The organism is Mesorhizobium sp. M0029, assembly GCF_040323735.1.
Classification (GTDB): Bacteria; Pseudomonadota; Alphaproteobacteria; order Rhizobiales; family Rhizobiaceae; genus Mesorhizobium.
The window spans coordinates 105,882-127,500 of the sequence record NZ_JAMYVF010000003.1; the positions used below are offsets into that span (position 1 = coordinate 105,882).

Sequence of the window (21,619 nt, forward strand, 5' to 3'; positions counted from 1 at the left end):
ATCCCTGTTTGTCTGTCTAGTGATATCCTGGCGCGGACGACAAAACCACGTGGCCGATCCGGTGATGGAGATCAAGAGCCTCGCTCAAATCATGTTGAAACTGGCCATGTTGGACTGGCCGGCGCGGATGCTGTTCCCGCCGGTCTGTGCCGGCTGTCGCAGGCACGTCTCGCAACCCGGCGTTTTGTGCGGTGCCTGCTGGCCGAAGCTGAGGCTGCTGGAGCGGCCATGGTGCGCGGTGATGGGCACGCCATTCACCCACGATATGGGCGAGGGGTTCCTGTCGGCCGAGGCGATCGCCGATCCGCCGCCGTTCGAGCGGGCGCGGGCGGCTGTGGCCTATTCCGGTGTCGCCCGCCAGATGGTGCAAGGGCTGAAATACCAGGACCGCACCGATCTGGCGCCATGGATGGCGCGCTGGATGCTCCGCGCCGGGGCCGAGCTAGTTGCAGACGCCGATGTCGTCGTGCCGGTGCCGCTGCACTGGCGGCGCTTCTTTCGACGGCAGTTCAACCAGTCGGCGGAGTTGGCAAGGGCGGTTGCGCAGCTTAGCGGGCTGCCTTTCTCGCCCTCGGCGGTCCGGCGCGTCAAGCTCACGCGCCAGCAGGTCGGGCTGGAGCGGCAGGAGCGAGAGGACAATGTGCGCGCCGCCTTCCGTGTGCCTGCGGAAGCCGAAATCGAGATCACTGGGCGCCGCGTGCTTCTGGTCGACGATGTCTACACCACCGGCGCTACCGTGCGCTCGGTCGCCAAGGCGCTGAAGAAGGGCGGCGCCGGAGCGGTCGATGTGCTGACCTTTGCGCGTGTCCTGCCGGGGGACTTTCGGGCCGACGAGTCCGCGACTATATAAGGTCAAGGAAAGGCACGGACCGATGCTCGATGTGACGATTTACACCCGTATGATGTGCGGCTATTGCGCGGCGGCCAAGCGGTTGCTCGACCGCAAGGGCGTCGCCTACACCGAGCATGACGCTTCGTTTTCGCCGGAATTGCGCCAGGAAATGATTTCGCGGGCGCATGGCCGCTCGACCTTTCCGCAGATTTTCATCGGCGACACGCATGTCGGCGGCTCCGACGACCTCCACGAATTGGAGGCACGGGGGCAGCTGGATAGGCTGCTTGCCAACGGCTCGACGACAAAGAGCGGTTCGTAGCGCCGCTCTATGTCTTTGTTTTTACGCAATTCCGGACGGAAAACCGTTACACACTTTTCCTGGAATTGCTCAAAGAGGACGTGACGATGGGTGTTTTCAAGGCGGCGGCGATCCAGATGCGTTCGGGCGAGAGCCCTGAGCGCAACGCGATCGATCTCGAACGGCTGGTGCGCGAGGCGGCAGGCCTCGGTGCAACCTACATCCAGACCCCGGAAATGACCGGTGCGCTGATCCGCGACAAGGAAGCCGGGGCTGCTTCCTTCACCTCGGAAGACAAGGACATCGTCGTGGCGACCGCGCGCAAGCTCGCCAGCGAACTCGGCGTCTTCTTGCATATTGGCTCTACCGCCATCCTGCGCGCCGACGGCAAGCTCGCCAACCGGGCGCTGCTGTTTGGGCCGGACGGCGCGACGCTCGCCACCTACGACAAGATCCACATGTTCGACGTCGATCTCGACAATGGCGAAAGCTGGCGCGAATCCGCCGCCTATGAGCCGGGCACCGAAGCGGTCGTCACCGAGATCGACGGCGCCAGGCTGGGCTTTGCCGTCTGCTACGATCTACGCTTTCCACAGCTGTTCCGCGCCGAGGCGATGGCCGGCGCCGACCTCTTGTCGGTGCCTGCCGCCTTCACTCGCCAGACCGGCGAAGCGCACTGGCATGTGCTGCTGCGAGCCCGTGCCATCGAGAACGGCGCCTATGTGGTTGCTGCAGCACAAGGTGGCCTGCATGAGGATGGCCGCGAAACCTATGGCCATTCGCTGATCGTCGACCCATGGGGTCGAATTCTCGCCGAGGCCGACCATGACGATCCGGAGGTGATCATCGCCGAGATCGACACGGCGCAGTCGTCGGCCGCGCGTAAGAAAATCCCCAATCTCAAGAACGCGCGTGATTTTGCCGTCAATGCCGGCGCAGTGGAAGCGCCGCGGCTCAGGGGCGCGGCTTCGTGATCCGCTTTGCCCTGATCTGCGAGCACGAGCACGAATTCGAGGGCTGGTTTCGCAGCAATGACGATTTCGACACGCAGAAGAAGCGCGGCTTCGTCGATTGCCCGAGCTGCGGCTCGCACAAGGTGCAAAAGGCGCTGATGGCGCCAGCCGTCTCCACCGCGCGGAAGCAGGAAACAATTGCGCTGGCCATGGGCGAAACCCAGAAGCAGGCTTTGGCGCAACTGAAGGCGATGGCCGAGAAGGTGCGCGAGAATGCCGACTATGTCGGCGACAAGTTTGCCGAGGAAGCGCGCAAGATCCATTTCGGCGAGAGCGATGCGCGCGGCATCTATGGCGAGGCGACGTTGGACGAAGCCAAGAGCTTGGCCGAGGATGGCATCGATTTCATGCCGATCCCGAGTTTTCCCGAGGAGCGCAATTGAGCGATCAGCTGGCGCTATCGATCAATTTGCCAAGCAACTGAGCCAGTGCCCCCCGCTCCGTGCCGGTGAGCCCGGCGAGGATTTCATGCTCGTTGGCGACGTGGGCGGTCAGGGCTTCGTCGATCAAGGCCAGACCTTTTTCGGTCAGTTGCACGACAATGCCACGCCGGTCGTTGGGGTGCGGGCCGCGCAGGATCAGTCCGGCCTTCTCAAGCCGGTCGAGCCGGTTGGTCATGGCCCCAGAGGTCACCATCGTCGCCTCGTATAGAGCGGTCGGTGTCAGCGCGTAGGGCTGGCCGGAGCGGCGCAGCGTCGCCAGCACATCGAATTCGCCGGCCTGCAGTCCGAAACGGGCAAACAGCGGGGCGAGGCGCTCGCGGGCGATTAGCGACGAGGCTTCGTTCAGCCGCCCAAGCACCAGCATTGGCGACACCTCCAGGTCCGGCCGTTCCCGCTTCCATTGCTCCACCGCCTTTGCCGCGCGATCCATTTGTCTCACCGCTAAGTATCTTGACGTTAAGATATGCTACCTCAAGATACAGTTTCGACCCAGTGCCGCAAGTGAGTGACGGGACCATCCGATGAAATTTCTCTGGGAATCGGCGCTTGGCCTGCTGGTCGTCACCGGCGGCCTGCTCGGCCTGACCCTGCCGTTCGGCAAGCTGGCGACGGCTGCCGGGTTCCGGCCATGGTCTGGGCCTTCGTCATCTCGTTCGGCGCCGGGGGCGTGCTGCTGTGCGCGTTGCTCGCGAACGGCGAGCGCATGCGGCTCACCTCGCACAGACTGCGCTATTTCTTCATCACCGCCGCCGTGTCCTACGCCGTGCCCAATCTGCTGATGTTTTCGGCTATCCCGCATCTCGGCGCCGGCTATACCGGCATCATGTTCACGCTGTCGCCGGTCATCACACTGGTGTTTTCGATCCTGCTCGGCGTTCGACGGCCAAATACGCTCGGCAGTATCGGTATCGCCGTCGGCTTCATCGGCGCCGTCATGGTGGCGGTGACGCGCGGCGAGGCCGGCCAGCCGGCCGATGTCTACTGGGTGCTGGTCGGACTTTTGATCCCGGTCAGCCTTGCCGCCGGCAATATCTATCGCACCGTCGACTGGCCCGAAGGCACCGGTCCGATCGAACTGGCCGTCGGCAGCCACCTGGCCTCGGCGACGCTGCTGCTGATCGGCATTCTCACGCTGTTCGGCGTCGGCGCTTTCGCCCCGCTCAGGGCCGTGCCGCTGGTTGTCGTGGCGCAAGTCGCTTCGGCCTCGGCGATGTTTGCCTTCTTCTTCCGGCTGCAGGCCGTGGGCGGTCCGGTCTATCTCAGCCAGATCGGCTATGTGGCGGCGGCCGTCGGCCTGTTTGCCGGAACCATCTTACTCGGCGAGCACTACCAGTTGCTGACCTGGGCCGGCGCGGTGATCATCACCATCGGCGTGATCATCACCACCAAGGCGCAGAGCCAGAAGGCATAGGGTCTTTGGTTTACGCAATTCCCTAGGCAAAGCGCTATGCGCTTTTCCCGGGAAAACCGCTTCACACTTTGCTCGAACTGCTCAAGCTTAAATTTGGCTCGCGTCGAGGCGCTTCCGTAGCGCGGGGGGGCGACGTTTCGCCAGGCCGCCCGAACTGCGCTGCGGAATGTCTGTTCGTCGCAGGCTTCGAGCATGATCGACGTCCATCCCTTTTGGCCCCAGCCGCCTGTCACGGGCCTGAAAACCGATGGCTCAGCCGCGGCCATCATCTCTTGCTGGTCGCGGTCGAGCTTGACGACAGCACGGTCGGCTTCGGGCAGAGAGACGAAGATACGGTTGCGGACGCGGAAGTCAGCCTTGCCGAAATGCGATTGCTCGACCGTTTCGGGAAGATCGAGCGCCAGCTCTCGGGCCCTCATAGTGTCCACGGCCGCCCCTTCGTTCAGACCGATCGTTTTTCCGCCAGCACCATATAGTTGACGTCCATGTCCTTGGAGCGTGCCCAGCGGTCGGCGAGAGGATTGTAGGTCACGCCGGTACGGTCGATGATGGTCATGGCGGCGCTGCCGAGCGCCTTTTCAAGCTCTTCGGGCCGCACCAGCTTGCCGAACTGGTGGGTGCCGCGCGGCAGCCAGCGCAGCACATATTCGGCGCCGATGATGGCCAGGCCCAGTGCCTTCAGCGTGCGGTTGATGGTGGCCACGAACATGATGCCGCCGGGCTTGACCATCTCGCCGCACTTGCCGATGAACAGGTCGACATCGGCAACATGCTCGACGACTTCCATGTTGAGGACGACGTCGAATTTCTCGCCGGAATCGGCCAAATCCTCAGCGGTCGTAGCGCGATAATCCACCGTCACGCCGCCTTCGGCCGCGTGCAGCTTCGCCACCTCGATGTTGGTTGCCGAGGCGTCGGCGCCGACCACTTCGGCGCCAAGCCTTGCCATTGGCTCGCACAATAACCCACCGCCGCAGCCGATATCGAGGAAACGCAGGCCTTCGAACGGCCGCGCCGCCCGCGGATCGCGGCCGAAGCGCGCCGCCACCTGGTCCCGGATATAGGCAAGCCGGACCGGGTTGAATTTGTGCAGCGGACGGAATTTGCCGTTCGGGTTCCACCATTCCGCGGCAAGCGCGGAAAAGCGTTCCACTTCTCCGGCATCGATTGTCGATCGTCGGGCCTCTGGCATGGGGCGGGTCTCCTCGGACGCTAGGAAGTCGGGTGCCGGGGCAAGAAAGTCAAGGCCGGTTTTTGCGACTGCTGGCTAGTCGACCTATGGCCTCGAGATCACAATCGCCGCATGTTCCATCGCAACACTTGCGGGATCGATGGCCCGCATCGCTTCGCAATCGCCGATCTCGGCCATGATCCGGCCTGCGGCGGCGAGAGCCTGCTCGCGACTTCGCCAGCGCACCACATCGACCCATCCGCCATCGTCCCGCCGCGCCAGGCAGCGGTTTACGAAACCAGGTTGCCGCGCCAGCCAGTCGGCGACCAGGTTGTTGGCGGCGGCAAAGCCCGCTTCCGCTCCAGGTTTGAGGCGAAAGGTGACGATTTCCAGGGCCTCGGTCATCTTGCGTCCAGCACGTCGCGCAATTTCGCCGCCAGCTGCTCGATGGTGAAGGGCTTGGCCAGGAAATGCACGTCATGGTCGAGCACGCCATTGTGGACGACGGCGTTCCTGGTGAAGCCGGTGGTGAAGATCACCTTCAGCTTCGGCATGCGCGCCAGCGCCTCCTCGGCGAGCTTGCGGCCATTCATCACCGGCATGACGATATCGGTGAACATGAGCGCCACACCAGGGTTGTCGCTCAGCTTTTCCAGCGCTTCCTGGCCGCTTGCGGCATGAATGACGGTGTAGCCGAGTTCGCGCATGGCATCCGTGGTGGAAGCCCGCACGCGTGGATCGTCCTCCACGACAAGGATGGTTTCGGTGACCGGCACGGCAGGATTTCCGGCTCGTTCCGAAGATATGGCGGCCTCTTCCGGGCCGAAGAAGCGCGGCAGGTAGATCCTGATCGTGGTGCCTTGGCCGGGTTCCGAGTAGATCTTGACGTGCCCGCCGGACTGTTTGACGAAGCCGAACACTTGGCTCAGCCCGAGGCCGGTGCCCTTGTCGACCGGCTTGGTGGTGAAAAATGGCTCGAAAGCCCGCTCCATGACGTCCGCCGGCATGCCGGCGCCGGTGTCGCTGACCGCGATCATCACATACTGGCCGGCGTTGACCTCGGCATGGGTGGCGGCGTAGCTCTCGTCGAGGTGGCTGTTTGCGGTCTCGATGGTCATCTTGCCGTCCTCGCCCATGGCGTCTCGCGCATTGACCGCCAGGTTGAGAATGGCATTTTCGAGCTGGCTCGGATCGGCATGGGTCTTCCACAGGCCGCCAGCCAGCACGGTTTCGATGCGGATGGTTTCGCCGAGCGCCCGCCGAAGCAGGTCCGACATGCCGGCGACCAGACGATTGGCGTCTACAACCTGAGGCGCGAGCGGCTGCTGGCGCGAGAAGGCAAGCAGCCGTGACGTCAAGTTTGCGGCCCGGGTCGCCGCATCGGTCGCCGCTTCGATGAATTTCATGATGTCGTGCTCGCCCCGCGCCAGCTTGCGCTGGGCGAGGTTCATGGCGCTGATGATCACCGCCAGCATGTTGTTGAAATCGTGCGCGATACCGCCGGTCAGCTGGCCCACAGCCTCCATCTTCTGCATCTGGCGGATCTGCGATTCGGCCTTTTCACGCGTCTGGATTTCGTTGCCGAGCTCGATGTTCTTGCGCATCAGCTCTTCCTGGGCGATCGCCACTGCGCGGAACCGGCGGCGCGAAAGGCGAACCGTGTAGGCGCCAAGCAGGAAGATCGCCAGCAGCGCCGCTATCGAGCCGATTCGCAGCCAGTTTTCGACCCGGTCGGTGTGGGCGTCGCGCGCGGCGATGGCTGCGCCGCCGATGCGCCGGATCTTGTCCATGCTGGCCCGGATCTGGTCCATGGCGGCCCTGCCCTGGCCGCTGCGGACCAGTTCCAGAGCTTTTGCCGCATCGCCGCGATCGTAGAGTGCAATCGTCTCAGCCAATTCGGCCTGGTTTTGTGAAAGCGCGTCCTTGACGTGGTTGATCTGCTGCACGAGTTCGTCGTCCGGCGCGGTCATGCCGTCGATGCGGGCAAGCTGGCCCGGAATGGCGTCGACCGCCTGCCGATAAGGCTGGAGGTAGGATTTCTCGCCGGTCAGGAGATAGCCGCGCTGGCTGGTCTCGGCCTCCTGAGCCATCGCAAGCAAACCGGAAAGCAATTCCTGATACTCGACCGCCTCGCGCGCGGCCTCACGATTGGCTCTCTGGGTCTCGACCAGCACGGCGCGTGTGCCGACGATCAACGCCAGCACGGCGAAGCCGATGAACAGCGGCAGCGATTGCCACCGCATGGCGCGTCGAAGGCGAACAATCATTCGATATGCCGGACCAAAAGGAGTTTCCCGCGGGCAGCATTTGGTAAGCGGCGGCGGGGCCGAACGCAATATGCCGCGATCCTGAAGCCGGCATCCGCCGCCAGCCTTGCGAAACCGTGATCATTTGGCTAAGGAGGCGCGCATTCAGCGGCCGGCTTCTGTCGAGCGCTTACTTCCCCTTTCGGTCCTGGGCCGGCTTCAGTCAAAGGCATTTCGCTTCCATGGCGCGCATCGTGATGAAATTCGGCGGAACCTCCGTCGCCGACATCGCCCGCATCCGCAATGTGGCGCGTCACGTCAAACGCGAGGTCGATGCCGGCCATGAGGTCGCTGTCGTGGTTTCGGCGATGGCGGGCAAGACCAATGAACTGGTTGGCTGGACGCGCGAAGCCTCGCCCATGCACGACGCGCGCGAGTATGACGCCGTGGTCGCCTCGGGCGAGCAGGTGACTGCCGGCCTGCTGGCGATCACACTGCAGAATATGGGCGTCCATGCCCGCTCCTGGCAGGGCTGGCAGATCCCGATCAAGACCGACAACGCGCATGGCGCGGCGCGCATCCTCGAAATTGACGGCGCGTTCCTGATCAAGCGCTTCGGCGAAGGTCAGGTGGCTGTCGTCGCCGGCTTCCAGGGCATCGGCCCGGACAACCGCATCGCCACGCTCGGCCGCGGCGGCTCCGACACAAGCGCGGTTGCCATTGCCGCGGCGGTCAAGGCCGACCGCTGCGACATCTACACCGATGTCGACGGCGTCTACACCACCGATCCGCGCATCGAGCCGAAGGCGCGGCGGCTCAACAAGATTTCGTTTGAGGAAATGCTCGAAATGGCCTCGCTCGGCGCCAAGGTCTTGCAGGTGCGCTCGGTCGAGCTTGCCATGGTGCACAGGGTGCGTACGTTCGTGCGGTCGTCCTTCGACGATCCCGATGCGCCCGGAATGGGGGATTTGCTCAATCCTCCGGGAACGCTCATTTGCGACGAGGAAGAGATCGTGGAACAGCAGGTCGTCACCGGAATTGCCTACGCCAAGGACGAAGCGCAGATTTCTCTGCGCCGCGTCGGCGACCGCCCGGGCGTTGCCGCCGGCATTTTCGGCCCGCTGGCCGAGGCCAACATCAATGTCGACATGATCGTCCAGAACATCTCCGAGGACGGCAAGTTCACCGACATGACCTTCACCGTGCCGTCCGGCGACGTGGACAAGGCGTTGGCCGTGCTGGAGCGTCTGAAGGCTTCGATCGGCTATGACGTGGTGCAGTCGGAAGCCGGCATGTCGAAGGTTTCGGTCATCGGCATCGGCATGCGCAGCCATGCCGGTGTGGCCGCCACCGCTTTCAAGGCGCTGGCCGACAAGGCGATCAACATCCGCGCCATCACTACCTCCGAGATCAAGATTTCGATACTGATTGACGGTCCCTACACGGAACTCGCGGTTCGTACTTTGCATTCCGTGTACGGTCTGGATAAGCAGTAGCGAGAGCGATTTGAGTTGTTGCGTGTGCGCCGGTCGCAGTGGAAACTGCGGCGGGCAAAATGCCCATTGGAGAAGAAGCCGCGATGCGTGATACGGCCAGCGGCCCGCGCGTTCTGCTGAAACGGCTCCGCGAGCTCATGCAGGAGCCGCTGGAGCCGCAGGAGCGGCTCGACCGGATCGTGCGCGACATCGCCTCCAACATGGTCGCCGAGGTCTGCTCGCTCTATGTGCTGCGCGCCGATTCGGTGCTCGAACTCTATGCCACCGAAGGTCTGAACCCGAACGCCGTCCATTTGGCGCAACTGCGGCTGGGGCAGGGCCTCGTCGGCACCATTGCCGCGAGCGCGCGGCCGCTCAACCTCTCAAATGCGCAGGAACATCCGGCCTTCGCCTACCTGCCGGAGACGGGCGAAGAGATCTACAATTCCTTCCTCGGCGTGCCCGTACTCAGGGCAGGGCGCACGCTGGGCGTGCTGGTGGTGCAGAACAAGACCATGCGCCACTACCGCGACGACGAGCTCGAGGCGCTGGAAACGACCGCCATGGTGATCGCCGAGATGATCGCCACCGGCGATCTCGCGCGCCTGACCCGGCCCGGCCTCGAACTCGACCTGCGCCGTCCCGTCAGCTTTACCGGCCTGTCCTTCAACGAGGGTGTCGGCCTCGGCCATGTCGTGCTGCATGAGCCACGCATCGTCGTCACCAATCTGTTCAACGAGGACAGTGAGGAAGAGGTGCGCCGGCTGGAGACGTCGCTCGGTTCGCTCAGGCTTTCCATCGACGACATGCTGGAGCGGCGCGATGTCGCCTTCGAGGGAGAACATCGCGAGGTGCTCGAGGCGTATCGCATGTTTGCCAACGACCGCGGCTGGGTGCGCCGGCTGGAAGAGGCGATCCGCAACGGCCTGACGGCGGAAGCGGCGGTGGAAAAGGTGCAGAGCGACATGCGCGCCCGCATGCTGCACATGACCGATCCTTATTTGCGCGAGAGGATGAGCGACTTCGACGATCTCGCCAACCGGCTGCTGCGCCAGCTGATGGGGCGCGGGCCTGACGACGTCGCGGCGTCACTGCCGAAGGATGCCATCCTGGTCGCGCGCTCGATGGGCGCGGCCGAACTGCTCGATTATCCCAGGGACAAGCTGCGCGGCGTGGTGCTGGAAGACGGCGCTGCCACCAGCCATGTCGTCATCGTCGCGCGCGCCATGGGCATTCCGGTCGCCGGCCAGATGAAGGGCGCCGTTTCCATGGCGGAAAACGGCGATGCCATCATCGTCGACGGCGAGGAAGGCACCATCCATCTGCGGCCGCAGCCCGACCTCGAAGCCGCCTATGCCGAAAAAGTGCGCTTCCGGGCGCGCCGGCAGGAAGTCTACCGGGAACTGCGCAAGAAGCCGTCGGTGACCAAGGACGGCGTCCAGGTCGACCTGCTGATGAATGCGGGCCTGGCCGTCGACCTGCCGCAGCTGGCCGAGGCGGGTGCGGCCGGCATCGGCCTGTTCCGCACCGAATTGCAGTTCATGGTCGCCTCGACCTTCCCGCGCGCCGAGGCGCAGGAGCGGCTCTACCGCGACGTGCTGGACGCGGCGCGTGGCAAGCCGGTCACCTTCCGCACCATCGACATCGGCGGCGACAAGGTGCTGCCCTACTTCAAGGGCGCTGTCCAGGAAGAAAACCCTGCGCTCGGCTGGCGCGCGATCCGGCTGACGCTCGACCGGCCGGGTCTGCTCAGGACCCAGATCCGCGCTCTGCTGAAGGCCTGCGGCGGGCGCGAACTGAAGCTGATGCTGCCGATGGTGACCGAGCTCGGCGAAATCGCCCAGGCGCGCGAGATCATCGACCGCGAAGTGCGGCATCTCTCCCGCTTTGCCCACCATCTGCCGACCAGCCTCAAGGTGGGCGCCATGTTGGAAGTGCCGTCGCTGCTGTTCCAGCTCGACGAGTTGATGAAGGCGGTCGATTTCGTCTCGGTCGGCTCCAACGACCTGTTCCAGTTCGTCATGGCGGTCGATCGGGGGAACACGCAGCTCTCCGACCGCTTCGACACGCTGTCGACGCCGTTCCTGCGGGTTCTGAAGCAGATCGCCGACGCCGGGGTTCGCAACCACACGCCGGTGACGCTGTGCGGCGAGCTTGCCGGAAAACCCATTTCCGCCATGGCGCTGATCGGCCTCGGCTACCGCTCGATCTCGATGTCTCCAGCCTCGATCGGCCCGGTCAAGGCGATGTTGACCGAACTGCCACTGGAGGAATTGGAGGCTTTCTTTGCCGACAATCTGATGGCGCCAGCTCAAGGGCTGCCGATGCGGGCGCTGCTGCAGGCCTTCGCCGACGACCGCTCCATCCCGCTATAGCATTAGCCATGGTCAATCTTCCCCGCGAGCGTATGGATCAGGTCGTCAAGCGTTTCGAGATGCTCGAAGCGCAGATGTCGGCCGGCCCGGCGGCCGATGCCTATGTGAAGATGGCCTCGGAATATGCCGAGCTGCAGGACATGGTGGCCAAGGTCAGGGAACTGCGCTCAGTCGAGCGCGAGCAAGCCGACCTCGAGGCGATGCTTGCCGACAAGGGCACCGACGCAGAGATGCGGGCCTTGGCGGAGGCAGATTTGCCGGGCGTCGAAGCGCGTATCGAAGAGCTGCAGAAGGACATCCAGATCCTGCTGTTGCCCAAGGACGCGGCCGACGACAAGAACGCCATCCTTGAAATCCGCGCCGGCACCGGCGGCGATGAGGCGGCATTGTTCGCCGGCGACCTGTTTCGCATGTATGAGCGCTATGCCGCCGAACGCGGCTGGCGCTTCGAGACGGTGTCGGCCAGCGACGGCGATGCCGGCGGCTTCAAGGAAATCATCGCCACCATTTCCGGTAGGGGCGTCTTTGCCCATCTGAAATTCGAATCCGGCGTGCACCGCGTGCAGCGCGTGCCGGCGACCGAGGCCAGCGGGCGCATCCACACCTCGGCGGCGACGGTGGCCGTTCTGCCGGAAGCCGAAGAGGTCGACATCGACATCCGCGCCGAAGACATCCGCATCGACACGATGCGCGCCTCGGGTTCGGGTGGCCAGCACGTCAACACCACCGATTCGGCCGTGCGCATCACCCATTTGCCGACCGGTATCATGGTGGTGCAGGCGGAGAAGTCGCAGCATCAGAACCGGGCGAAAGCCATGCAGATTCTGCGTGCGCGGCTTTACGACCTCGAGCGCAGCAAGGCGGACGAGGAGCGCTCGGAGTCACGCAAATCGCAGGTTGGTTCGGGCGACCGTTCGGAGCGCATCCGTACCTACAATTTCCCGCAGGGCCGCCTTACCGACCATCGTATCAACCTGACGCTCTACAAGCTCGACCGGGTGATGATGGGCGAGCTCGATGAGGTCATCAATGCGCTGATTGCCGACCATCAGTCGAAGCTGCTCGCCGATATTGGCCTCGATGGCTGACATGTTGCCCGGCGCGCTCGGGCCGTTGTTGCGGGTGGCGCGGGAGCGGCTTGCCGCGGCCGGCCTTTCCGACTCGGCGCTGGATGCCAGGCTGATCGTCGAACATTTTTCCGGCACGGACCGTACGCAGGCGATCGCCGACCCGCAACGGACTGTCGATGCGTGTGCGGTTGCCGCAATCGGCGCTGCTCTGCAGCGCCGCATGGCCGGCGAACCGGTGCACCGCATCCTCGGGTTTCGCGAGTTTTACGGCCTGCGGCTGTCGCTGTCGCCGGAAACGCTGGAGCCGCGGCCGGACACCGAAACGCTGGTCGAGGCGATCCTGCCTTTTGCCGGAGCGACGGCCGAAAGGCTGGGGGAATGCCGTATCCTCGATCTCGGCACCGGTACCGGCGCGATAGCGCTGGCGCTGCTCAGCGCGGTTCCGGCCGCGACCGCCACCGGGGTCGATATTTCGCACGACGCGCTGGCAACCGCGATACGCAATGCCGAGCAACTTGGACTCGCCGGCCGGTTCGTGGGGCTGCAGTCCGACTGGTTCGAAAAAGTTTCGGGCCGATACCATGTAATTGCCGCAAACCCTCCCTATATATCGTCTGGAGACATTGGAAATCTGCAGGACGAGGTCCGCGATTTCGATCCGCACAGAGCCCTTGATGGCGGTGTGGACGGTCTTGGCCCCTACAGGATCATCGCCGCCGAGGCGGCAAAGTTTCTGGAAGCACAAGGCAAGATAGCGGTCGAGATCGGCCACACGCAGCGCAATGAGGTCAAAGACATATTCGCGGCAGCCGGCTACAGGCTGGCCGGGGCATTTGTCGACCTTGGCGGAAACGACAGGGTTCTTATGTTTGAACAGGGAAAGCCTTGACGCAGTGCAAAAAAGCGCTTGGCAATGCCGGGGAATGCGGCTAGGGTCAGCCCTAACCGGATGAGACGAAGCAGGCAGTGCTCTTAGCGATTCGGTTTTCCTCGGAAATAGCTGCCTTCTTGCGCAAACGACGCCCAAGCTTCGTGCGGGAATCGTCCGGCAAGTGATGTAACCGGAACAGGATGACACGTGGCGCCAACGCAATTGATGCGGGCGAACGCCGGTGAAGAAACGAAACGGCTGGCTGCATGAGCGCCTCCGTTCGTGAAACGTTTTTCGAAAATTTCAAAATGAAGAGAGTCTTATGAGGCCACAACAGCAGAACAGGCGCATGCGCGGTCGCAACAACAATGGCGGCGGCGGTGGCAACAACAATAACAACAACAACAACCGCAAGGGCCCAAATCCCCTGACGCGCAACTACGAGAGCAACGGCCCGGACGTGAAAATCCGTGGATCGGCTCAGCAGATCGCCGAAAAATACGCCACTCTGGCCCGTGATGCGCAAAGCTCCGGCGACCGGGTTATGGCGGAAAATTACCTCCAGCACGCCGAGCACTACAACCGCATCATTGCCGCCGCACAGGCGCAGATGCCGATCCAGAATGCCCCGCAGAACCGCGACGAATTCGACGACGATGAAGATCGCGACGATTTTGACAATGCCGGCAGCGGCAATGGCGGCGAGACGCAAGCGCCGATGGCGAACCACGGCAACGGTCCGCAGCCGACGATTGAGGGCACGCCGGCCGAACTCGCATACGGCCAGGAAAACGGCCGCGAGAACAACAGTGGCCGTGACAATAATGGCCGTGACAATAATGGCCGCAACAACAACGGCCGCGACAACAATGGCCGCAACCGTGACCGCCGCCCCAATGGCGGCTATGGCCAGAACGACCAGCGTGGCGACTTTGCCCAGCGTGGCGAGCAGAACGGCCAGCGCGGCGACCAGCAGCGCTTCACCGAAACCCCGGCACAGGCGGAAACCGTTTCCGCGGTTGAGCCCGAAGCCGAGAGCGGTTTCTCCGAGCCGGCGCCGCTGTATGAAAACCTGTCGCCGGCGGCTCTTGCCGCCCGGGCCGAACTCAATGAGGCAGCCGCCGAGAGCGGCGCTGCCCGTCGCCCGCGGCGTCCACGCCGCCCGCGCAACAATGCCGATCAGGTCGGTGACGAACAGTCTGGTGGTGGCCAGGTGGTGGATGGCGCCGGCGAGACCGCTGCCGCTGTTGACGTGGTGGATGCGGCGCCGGCCGAAAGCCCTGCCCGCGACCCGTTCGCCGTCGACGCCAACAACTGACCCACAAGACATAGTCGATGAAACGGCGGAGAGAAATCTCCGCCGTTTTCGTTTGCTCGGCCATGCAATATCATCAGCCGGACGTCTTGAGCGGCAATGGCTTGCGCCCCATATCTGGCGTGAACTGGACCCGGCTCGGATGAGCGGGTCCGTCACCGCAATCTGATCCGGTGCCGCAAAGCGGGCCGGTGATGGAAGGAGACAGATATGAACCTCGAGAAATACTCCGAGCGCGTCCGCGGATTCATTCAGTCCGCCCAGACCATGGCGCTCTCGCGCAATCACCAGCAATTCACTCCCGAACATATGCTGAAGGTCCTCGTCGATGACGATGAGGGGCTGGCCGCCTCGCTGATCGAGCGCGCCGGCGGCAACGTGCGCGACGTCAAGCTTGGCGTCGAGACCGCCCTTGAGGCCATGCCCAAGGTGGAAGGCGGCAACGGCCAGCTTTATCTGGCGCAGCCGCTGGCCAAGGTGTTTTCGACCGCCGAGGAATTGGCCAAGAAAGCCGGCGACAGTTTTGTCACGGTCGAGCGACTGCTGCAGGCGCTGGCGATGGAGAAGTCGGCCAAGACGGCCGATATCCTGTCGAAGGCCGGCGTCACAGCGCAGGCGCTGAACCAGGTGATCAACGACGTCCGCAAGGGCCGTACCGCCGATTCGGCGAGCGCCGAGCAGGGCTATGACGCGCTGAAGAAATACGCGCGCGACCTCACCGCCGATGCCCGCGCCGGCAAGCTCGACCCTGTGATTGGCCGTGACGACGAGATCCGCCGCACCATCCAGGTGCTGTCGCGGCGTACCAAGAACAACCCGGTGCTGATCGGCGAGCCGGGCGTCGGCAAAACGGCGATCGCCGAAGGCCTGGCGCTGCGCATCGTCAATGGCGACGTGCCCGAATCGCTGAAGGACAAGCAGTTGATGGCGCTCGACATGGGCGCGCTGATTGCCGGCGCCAAATATCGCGGCGAGTTCGAGGAGCGGCTGAAGGCCGTGCTCAACGAAGTCACCTCGGCGGCCGGCGGCATCATCCTGTTCATCGACGAGATGCACACGCTGGTCGGCGCCGGCAAGGCCGATGGCGCCATGGACGCTTCGAACCTGTTGAAGCCGGCGCTGGCGCGCGGCGAACTGCACTGCGTCGGCGCGACCACGCTCGATGAATACAGGAAGCATGTCGAGAAGGACGCGGCCCTTGCCCGCCGGTTCCAGCCGGTCTTCGTCAACGAGCCGTCGGTGGAAGATACCGTGTCGATCCTGCGTGGCCTGAAGGAGAAATACGAGCAGCACCACAAGGTGCGCATCTCGGATTCGGCGCTGGTCGCGGCGGCGACCTTGTCCAACCGCTACATCGCCGACCGTTTCCTGCCGGACAAGGCGATCGACCTTGTCGACGAAGCCGCGTCGCGGCTGAGGATGCAGGTCGATTCCAAGCCCGAGGCGCTGGACGAGATCGATCGCCGCATCATGCAGCTCAAGATCGAGCGCGAGGCACTGAAGGTCGAGAAGGACGAGGCGTCAAAGGACCGGCTCGCGCGTCTCGAAAAGGAACTCGTCGGCCTCGAGGAGGAATCGACCGAGATCACCGCCAAATGGCAGTCGGAGAAGCAGAAGCTTGGCCTCGCCGCTGACCTCAAGAAGCAGCTCGACGCGGCCCGCAACGACCTCGCCATTGCCCAGCGCAAGGGTGAATTCCAGCGCGCCGGCGAGCTTGCCTATGGCAAGATCCCGGAACTGGAAAAGAAGCTGAAGGAAGCCGAAGCCCAGGACGGCAAGGCCGGCATGGTCGAAGAGGTGGTCACGCCCGACCACGTCGCCCATATCGTGTCGCGTTGGACCGGCATTCCGGTCGACAAGATGCTGCAGGGCGAGCGCGACAAGCTGCTGCGCATGGAAGACGAGATCGGCAAGCGAGTCGTCGGCCAGGGCGAAGCGGTACAGGCGGTGTCCAAGGCCGTGCGTCGCGCCCGGGCCGGGCTGCAGGATCCGAACCGGCCGATCGGCTCGTTCATGTTCCTCGGACCGACCGGCGTCGGCAAGACCGAACTGACCAAGGCGCTGGCCAATTTCCTGTTCGACGACGAGAGCGCCATGGTGCGCATCGACATGTCGGAATACATGGAGAAGCACTCGGTCGCCCGGCTGATTGGCGCGCCTCCCGGCTATGTCGGCTATGAGGAAGGCGGCGCGCTGACCGAAGCGGTGCGGCGCCGGCCCTATCAGGTCGTGCTGTTCGACGAGATCGAGAAGGCGCATCCGGATGTCTTCAACGTGCTGTTGCAGGTGCTCGACGACGGGCGGCTGACCGACGGGCAGGGCCGCACGGTCGACTTCCGCAACACGCTGATCGTCATGACGTCGAACCTCGGCGCCGAATATCTGGTCAATCTCGGCGAAGAGCAGGACGTCGATGCCGTGCGCGACGAGGTTATGAGCGTGGTGAGAGCCTCGTTCAGGCCGGAGTTCCTCAACCGCGTCGACGAGGTGATCCTGTTCCACCGGCTGCGCCGGCAGGATATGGGTCGCATCGTCGAGATCCAGCTCAAGCGGCTGGAAAGCCTGCTCGTCGACCGCAAGATCACACTGTCGCTCGACCAGGAATCGATCGACTGGCTGGCGGCGAAGGGCTACGACCCGGCCTATGGCGCGCGGCCGCTGAAGCGGGTGATGCAGAAGGACCTGCAAGATCCGCTGGCGGAAAAAATCCTGCTTGGCGAGATCCTCGACGGCTCGACCGTCAAGGTCACCGCCGGCTCCGACCGGTTGAATTTCCGGTCCAGGCCCACTGTGGTGCCGACCGACGCGGCAGCCTGATCCAACGCCGCGCGTCCGACCGGACGCGCGGCATTTTCTTATGAAACAACAATCCTTTGACGGGGGTGCAGATGACGCTGGACGACTACAACAGCTTCTGCGCCTCGCTGCCGCAGACGACGCATGTCGTGCAGTGGGGCGGGGCCGATGTCTGGAAAGTCGGTGGCAAGGTCTTCACCATCGCCGGCCATGACCGGGAGGGTGGCGTCTTCGTCACCTTCAAATGCTCTGAAATGGCTTATGACGTGCTGAAGGATCAGCCCGGCTGCCGGCCGGCGCCCTATCTCGCCTCGCGCGGCATGAAATGGATCCAGCGTCAGACAAGCCAGAGCATGGATGATGATGCGCTGAAGGACTATCTCGGCGAAAGCCACCGCCTCGTCGTCCTCAAGCTGACGAAGCAGACGCGCAAGGAATTGGGCCTGTAGCAACCAGTAATCCGCCATCTTCATGCCCGGTTCATGTTGGAAAGCTTATGTTGTGGTTTGCTGGCGAAGGGGTTTGCCTGCAGGCTTTTGACGATCAGGGCGTTCCTTGCGCATCCAAACGGTGGCGAGAACGTTCTGGTGGGAACACTGCCGGGCGGCGGCAATTACGCATGACCCCGAAAATCGAAACTCGATTTTCGGAAAGGATCATGCGCAGACATGAAGTGTTACAGCGTCCTTTGCGCGTCCAAACGGACGCGCGACGCTGTAAGTACCGGAGAGTTTGACCACCATGTTCCGCACGATCCTTGCCTTTTCGGTGCTCGCCGCCGGGCTGCTCACGTCCAGCGCCATGGCATCGCCGACTGTGGACAACGCACTGCCGGCCGTCCGCGCCGCCGATAGCAGCGGCATTGTGCTTGCCCAGGACGGCAATCTCGACATCTATTACGACGCCAGGGGCAACCGCGTCATCGTCGATGCCGAGACCGGCAAGGTCATCGCCATCCAGCCGCCGCAGACCAGGCTCGACCGCCGCGCGCTGCGCCGGGAAATGCGGGCACGTGAGCTTGGACGCGCACCGGTCGAAGACGACGACCGCTACTATCTCGACGATCCCGAAGACATGGCGCGTTTCCGCCGCAGGCAACTGGACGATCAGGGACGAATCCCCGGCCCGCCGGTTGATGAATACGATCCTGAAAGCGACAGATTCCTGGGGGCCGCTCCGCAGGATGATGCCAATGACAGCGACACCTATCCGGAAGCGCCGAAATCCGCTGAACCGCGGCCCGTCAAGCGCCAGCCGCTGAACGAAGCCTCTATCGATCCCGCCGAACCGGCGGCGCCCGCCGACCAGGCCGCGCTGCCGCCGAAAGCCGGTGGCAAGACCGTGGTCGATCCCTCGCTTTCACTCGGCGCACGCCAGGATGTAGCCGCCTTGCAGGTGCTGCTCGACCGCGCCGGCGCTTCACCCGGCGTCGTCGACGGGCGCTTCGGCTCCAATGTCGACAAGGCGCTTGCCGCCTATAACCAGATCACCGGCAGCAATCTGCGCTCGACCGACGCGGTCGGCATCCAGGCTGCGCTGGCGCAAACCGGTGGCGATGCTTTCGCCAATTATACGATCACGCCCGAGGACGCGGCCGGGCCTTATGTCGCCTCGATACCGGAGGATTACAGCCAGAAGGCGCAGCTCGACCGCATGGCTTACACCTCCGTCACCGAAGCCTTGGCCGAACGGTTCCACATGGACGAGAACTACCTGAAGGGGCTCAATCCCGAGGCCGACTTCAGCCGTCCCGGCACCATCATCAAGGTCGCCAATTTCGGCAGGCTGGTGGCGACGCCGGTTGCCCGCATCGTCGCCGACAAGGACAAGAAGCAGGTGTTCGCCTATGACGCCGGTGGCAAGCTGGTCGCGGCCTATCCGGCCACCATTGGTTCAGCCGACACGCCCTCGCCGACCGGCACTCATACGGTGTCGCGCGTCGCGCTCGATCCGAACTACACCTACAACCCCAGCATCAATTTCAAGCAGGGCCAGAACGACAAGATCCTGACCATCCCGCCGGGTCCGAACGGCCCGGTCGGCTCGGTGTGGATCGCGCTGGACAAGCCGACCTATGGCATTCACGGCACGCCCGATCCCTCCAAGATCGGCAAGACCGAAAGCCATGGCTGCGTGCGCCTGACAAATTGGGATGCGCGTGAACTGGCCAAGCTGGTGTCGCCGGGCGTCACCGTCGAGTTCGTCGGCGGTCCCTCGGCCGATGATGTTGCGGAGCAAGTGAGCGCTCCAGCGCAGTGATATCGGCCTGCCCATAAGGCAGGCCGATATCCAAAGCTGGATTCATGAGCGCAGGGTGCTGGCTGGTTGTTGCCGGCCCGCAACAAGTCTAAGCAGACGCTCATGAAGTCTCCGAGCGAAGCCGCAGCCGTTCCCCTGACCAGGTCGCTTTCCAACGGTACATTTTGCCCGCAGTCGCAGCGCAAGTTCGTGCTGGTAGCGGCGATCCTGGCGTCAGCGCTCGGCTTCATCGACGGGTCGATCCTGGCCATTGCCATGCCGGCAATGCGCGTCGACCTCGGCGCCAGCCTGGCCGAGGTCCAGTGGATTTCCAACGCCTATGCGCTGACGCTGTCGGCGCTGATTCTGGCCGGCGGCGCCGCCGGCGACCGGTTTGGCCTCAGGCGCGCCTTCGTTGCCGGCATTGCGCTGTTCATCGTCGCTTCGCTGGCCTGCGCGGTGGCGCCGAATGCGCTGGTGCTCATCGCCTTTCGCGCCATTCAGGGCATTGGTGCGGCGATCATGGTGCCGGGCAGCCTCGCCATCATCGCCAAGGCCTATCCGAAGAAGGAGCGCGGCCGGGCGATCGGCATCTGGGCCGCCGCCTCGGCGCTGACGACTGCGCTCGGTCCGGTGCTCGGCGGCTTCGTTCTGTCGGCCTTTGGCGGCGGTATCTGGCGGGCGATCTTCGCCGTCAACCTGCCGCTCGGGCTGATCTCGATCTATCTCCTGCTGGCCAAGATTCCCGCCGACGCGCCGACGGAGAAGCGAAGCCTCGATCTCGGCGGCGCCGCTCTCGCCACGCTTGCCTTCGGGGCGCTTGCCTACGGACTGACCTCGATGAGCGCCGAAGGCAGCGGCCTGATGTCGGGGCCGAGCATCGCCGCAGGCGCCGTGCTGCTTATCATCTTCATCGTCTTCGAGCTTCGGCAGCGCGAGCCGATGATCGATCTCAAGCTGTTTCGGATCGGCGCCTTTGCCGGCGCCAACCTCGCCACCTTCTTCCTGTATTTCGCCCTGTCGGCCAATCTGTTCTACCTGCCGATGCTGTTGATCGCCGGATGGGGGCTGAGCACCAAAGAGGTCGGTTTCATCTTCCTGCCGCTGTCGGCGTCGATCGCGCTGCTGTCGGGTCTCGTCGGCCAGTGGTCGGATCGCATCGGTCCGCGTTTTCCGATCGCCAGCGGCTGCCTGGTAGTTGCCATCGCCTTTGCCGGGCTGGCTTTGCTCACTCATGCCGGCATGCACAATTTCTGGACCGGTATCTTTCCGCTGATGGCCGTGATGGGGCTCGGCATGGCGCTGGTGGTGTCGCCGCTGTCGACGGCGGTCATGACCGCGGTCGAGGACAAGGATACCGGCGCCGCTTCCGGCATCAACAATGCGGTTTCGCGCATTGGCGGGCTGATTGCTGTGGCGGCGATGGGCTCGCTCGCGGCCTGGGTCTATTCGACGATGCTCGATACCAGCGCTAGGCCGGGCATTCCGGGATTCGGCGAACCGGCATTGGCCGGCCTGGCGCCAGACCTTGATGCAACACGGCTCGCCGCCAGCGATGCGGCGTTCGCGGCCGTGTCGACAGTGACGGCCGTGCTTTGCCTGCTTGCCGCTATTATCGCCTGGGCCACCGTTTCGGGGCAAAAGCTGCCTTGGTCACGAGCCGAAGAGGAGCAGTCGACCTGATTCGGAGCCGACCCGATTCGGAATGCTCTGATGGGGCGATTATGATTCGCCGGCGTCGAGTGTGACGGCTTAAAGCGCGTCGCGCTGAAACGGATTCATACGACGCGCTTTAAGTGTTTGTTTTGAGGCATGTCGTTGTCCCAGAACCGCGGCACACTTCTGGGCGACATGCATTAGCCTTCGATCTTGGCGCTCGCGACCTTCAGCGGATTGCTGTCTTCCTGCTTGAGCAGTTCATCGATGCGCTCGCGCTCGCGCTTGAAAGCGACCAGGTCGTCGCCCTTCAGCACCTTGCCGACCGGCAGGCGCACGCGCATCGGGTCGACCTTGGTGCCGTTGACGATCAGCTCGTAGTGAAGATGCGGGCCGGTGGAGAGGC

The 21,619-nt window shown here is 63.9% G+C and carries 19 protein-coding genes and 1 pseudogene (1 of these 20 running past the window's edge); 14 read left to right on the forward strand and 6 right to left on the reverse strand.

The window, feature by feature from the left end; genetic code table 11:
* Positions 1 to 64: 64 nt before the first annotated feature.
* From NKJ76_RS06565 to NKJ76_RS06580, 4 genes are all read left to right on the forward strand, one after another.
* Complete coding sequence (locus tag NKJ76_RS06565) at positions 65 to 850, forward strand: ComF family protein (RefSeq protein WP_196814130.1); 786 nt, start codon at positions 65 to 67, stop codon at positions 848 to 850.
* Between the two features lie 22 nt (positions 851 to 872).
* The gene (grxC, locus tag NKJ76_RS06570; RefSeq protein WP_023672982.1) at positions 873 to 1,154 is read left to right on the forward strand and encodes a glutaredoxin 3; all 282 of its coding nucleotides are present in this window, start codon (positions 873 to 875) and stop codon (positions 1,152 to 1,154) included.
* Positions 1,155 to 1,240: 86 nt separating this feature from the next.
* Positions 1,241 to 2,107: a carbon-nitrogen hydrolase family protein gene (locus NKJ76_RS06575; protein WP_352537046.1), complete on the forward strand. Its 867-nt coding sequence runs from the start codon at positions 1,241 to 1,243 to the stop codon at positions 2,105 to 2,107.
* The gene (locus NKJ76_RS06580; RefSeq protein WP_023672980.1) at positions 2,104 to 2,529 is read left to right on the forward strand and encodes a DUF1178 family protein; all 426 of its coding nucleotides are present in this window, start codon (positions 2,104 to 2,106) and stop codon (positions 2,527 to 2,529) included. Before NKJ76_RS06575 ends, NKJ76_RS06580 begins: the two co-directional genes overlap by 4 nt.
* Before the next feature lie 4 nt (positions 2,530 to 2,533).
* Here the strand turns inward: NKJ76_RS06580 and NKJ76_RS06585 are convergent, their stop codons facing one another.
* On the reverse strand, positions 2,534 to 3,019 hold the full coding sequence (locus NKJ76_RS06585) for a MarR family winged helix-turn-helix transcriptional regulator (protein ID WP_023672979.1): 486 nt from the start codon (positions 3,017 to 3,019) through the stop codon (positions 2,534 to 2,536).
* Between the two features lie 91 nt (positions 3,020 to 3,110).
* Here NKJ76_RS06585 and NKJ76_RS06590 point away from each other — a divergent pair.
* Positions 3,111 to 4,000 (forward strand): annotated as a pseudogene (locus tag NKJ76_RS06590) (DMT family transporter).
* Here the strand turns inward: NKJ76_RS06590 and NKJ76_RS32380 are convergent.
* The 4 genes from NKJ76_RS32380 to NKJ76_RS06610 all read right to left on the reverse strand — a co-directional run bounded on the left by NKJ76_RS32380 (position 3,916) and on the right by NKJ76_RS06610 (position 7,414).
* Complete coding sequence (locus tag NKJ76_RS32380) at positions 3,916 to 4,419, reverse strand: MmcQ/YjbR family DNA-binding protein (protein WP_502902281.1); 504 nt, start codon at positions 4,417 to 4,419, stop codon at positions 3,916 to 3,918. The pseudogene NKJ76_RS06590 and the gene NKJ76_RS32380 sit on opposite strands and share 85 nt — an antisense overlap.
* Positions 4,420 to 4,442: 23 nt before the next feature.
* Positions 4,443 to 5,192, reverse strand: coding sequence for a bifunctional 2-polyprenyl-6-hydroxyphenol methylase/3-demethylubiquinol 3-O-methyltransferase UbiG (gene ubiG, locus NKJ76_RS06600; protein ID WP_023672976.1), 750 nt, complete (start codon positions 5,190 to 5,192; stop codon positions 4,443 to 4,445).
* 84 nt (positions 5,193 to 5,276) lie between these two features.
* Positions 5,277 to 5,576: an antibiotic biosynthesis monooxygenase family protein gene (locus NKJ76_RS06605; protein ID WP_352443928.1), complete on the reverse strand. Its 300-nt coding sequence runs from the start codon at positions 5,574 to 5,576 to the stop codon at positions 5,277 to 5,279.
* A complete protein-coding gene (locus NKJ76_RS06610; protein ID WP_352537047.1) occupies positions 5,573 to 7,414 on the reverse strand; it encodes a CHASE3 domain-containing protein in 1,842 nt (613 codons plus the stop codon). The genes NKJ76_RS06605 and NKJ76_RS06610 overlap by 4 nt, the downstream gene beginning before the upstream one ends.
* 245 nt (positions 7,415 to 7,659) lie before the next feature.
* Here NKJ76_RS06610 and NKJ76_RS06615 point away from each other — a divergent pair, with 245 nt between their 5' ends.
* From NKJ76_RS06615 to NKJ76_RS06655, 9 genes are all read left to right on the forward strand, one after another.
* Positions 7,660 to 8,913, forward strand: a complete 1,254-nt coding sequence (locus NKJ76_RS06615; protein ID WP_023672973.1) for an aspartate kinase — start codon at positions 7,660 to 7,662, stop codon at positions 8,911 to 8,913.
* Positions 8,914 to 8,996: 83 nt separating this feature from the next.
* Positions 8,997 to 11,267: a phosphoenolpyruvate--protein phosphotransferase gene (ptsP, locus tag NKJ76_RS06620; protein ID WP_352537048.1), complete on the forward strand. Its 2,271-nt coding sequence runs from the start codon at positions 8,997 to 8,999 to the stop codon at positions 11,265 to 11,267.
* An 8-nt stretch (positions 11,268 to 11,275) separates the two neighbouring features.
* Complete coding sequence (gene prfA / locus NKJ76_RS06625) at positions 11,276 to 12,355, forward strand: peptide chain release factor 1 (protein WP_023672971.1); 1,080 nt, start codon at positions 11,276 to 11,278, stop codon at positions 12,353 to 12,355.
* Positions 12,348 to 13,226, forward strand: a complete 879-nt coding sequence (gene prmC, locus NKJ76_RS06630) for a peptide chain release factor N(5)-glutamine methyltransferase (protein WP_352537049.1) — start codon at positions 12,348 to 12,350, stop codon at positions 13,224 to 13,226. Before prfA ends, prmC begins: the two co-directional genes overlap by 8 nt.
* A gap of 304 nt (positions 13,227 to 13,530) precedes the next feature.
* Positions 13,531 to 14,526, forward strand: coding sequence for a DUF4167 domain-containing protein (locus NKJ76_RS06635; RefSeq protein WP_352537050.1), 996 nt, complete (start codon positions 13,531 to 13,533; stop codon positions 14,524 to 14,526).
* A gap of 207 nt (positions 14,527 to 14,733) precedes the next feature.
* Positions 14,734 to 17,340 (forward strand): ATP-dependent chaperone ClpB, encoded by a 2,607-nt coding sequence (clpB, locus tag NKJ76_RS06640; protein ID WP_023685772.1) that lies wholly within the window; start codon positions 14,734 to 14,736, stop codon positions 17,338 to 17,340.
* A 71-nt stretch (positions 17,341 to 17,411) separates the two neighbouring features.
* Entirely contained in the window at positions 17,412 to 17,768 is a 357-nt protein-coding gene (locus NKJ76_RS06645; RefSeq protein WP_023685771.1) for an MmcQ/YjbR family DNA-binding protein, read from the forward strand.
* Between the two features lie 292 nt (positions 17,769 to 18,060).
* On the forward strand, positions 18,061 to 19,578 hold the full coding sequence (locus NKJ76_RS06650) for a L,D-transpeptidase family protein (protein WP_352537051.1): 1,518 nt from the start codon (positions 18,061 to 18,063) through the stop codon (positions 19,576 to 19,578).
* 102 nt (positions 19,579 to 19,680) lie between these two features.
* Positions 19,681 to 21,240, forward strand: coding sequence for an MFS transporter (locus NKJ76_RS06655; protein ID WP_023693988.1), 1,560 nt, complete (start codon positions 19,681 to 19,683; stop codon positions 21,238 to 21,240).
* A 173-nt stretch (positions 21,241 to 21,413) separates the two neighbouring features.
* Here the strand turns inward: NKJ76_RS06655 and NKJ76_RS06660 are convergent, their stop codons facing one another.
* A protein-coding gene (locus NKJ76_RS06660) for a M23 family metallopeptidase (RefSeq protein ID WP_023701439.1) crosses the window boundary here: on the reverse strand, positions 21,414 to 21,619 show its 3' end. Its footprint extends 1,765 nt past the window's final position; only the last 206 of its 1,971 coding nucleotides appear in the window; the start codon falls outside the window, past its right edge — the gene reads right to left on this strand; it ends in the stop codon at positions 21,414 to 21,416.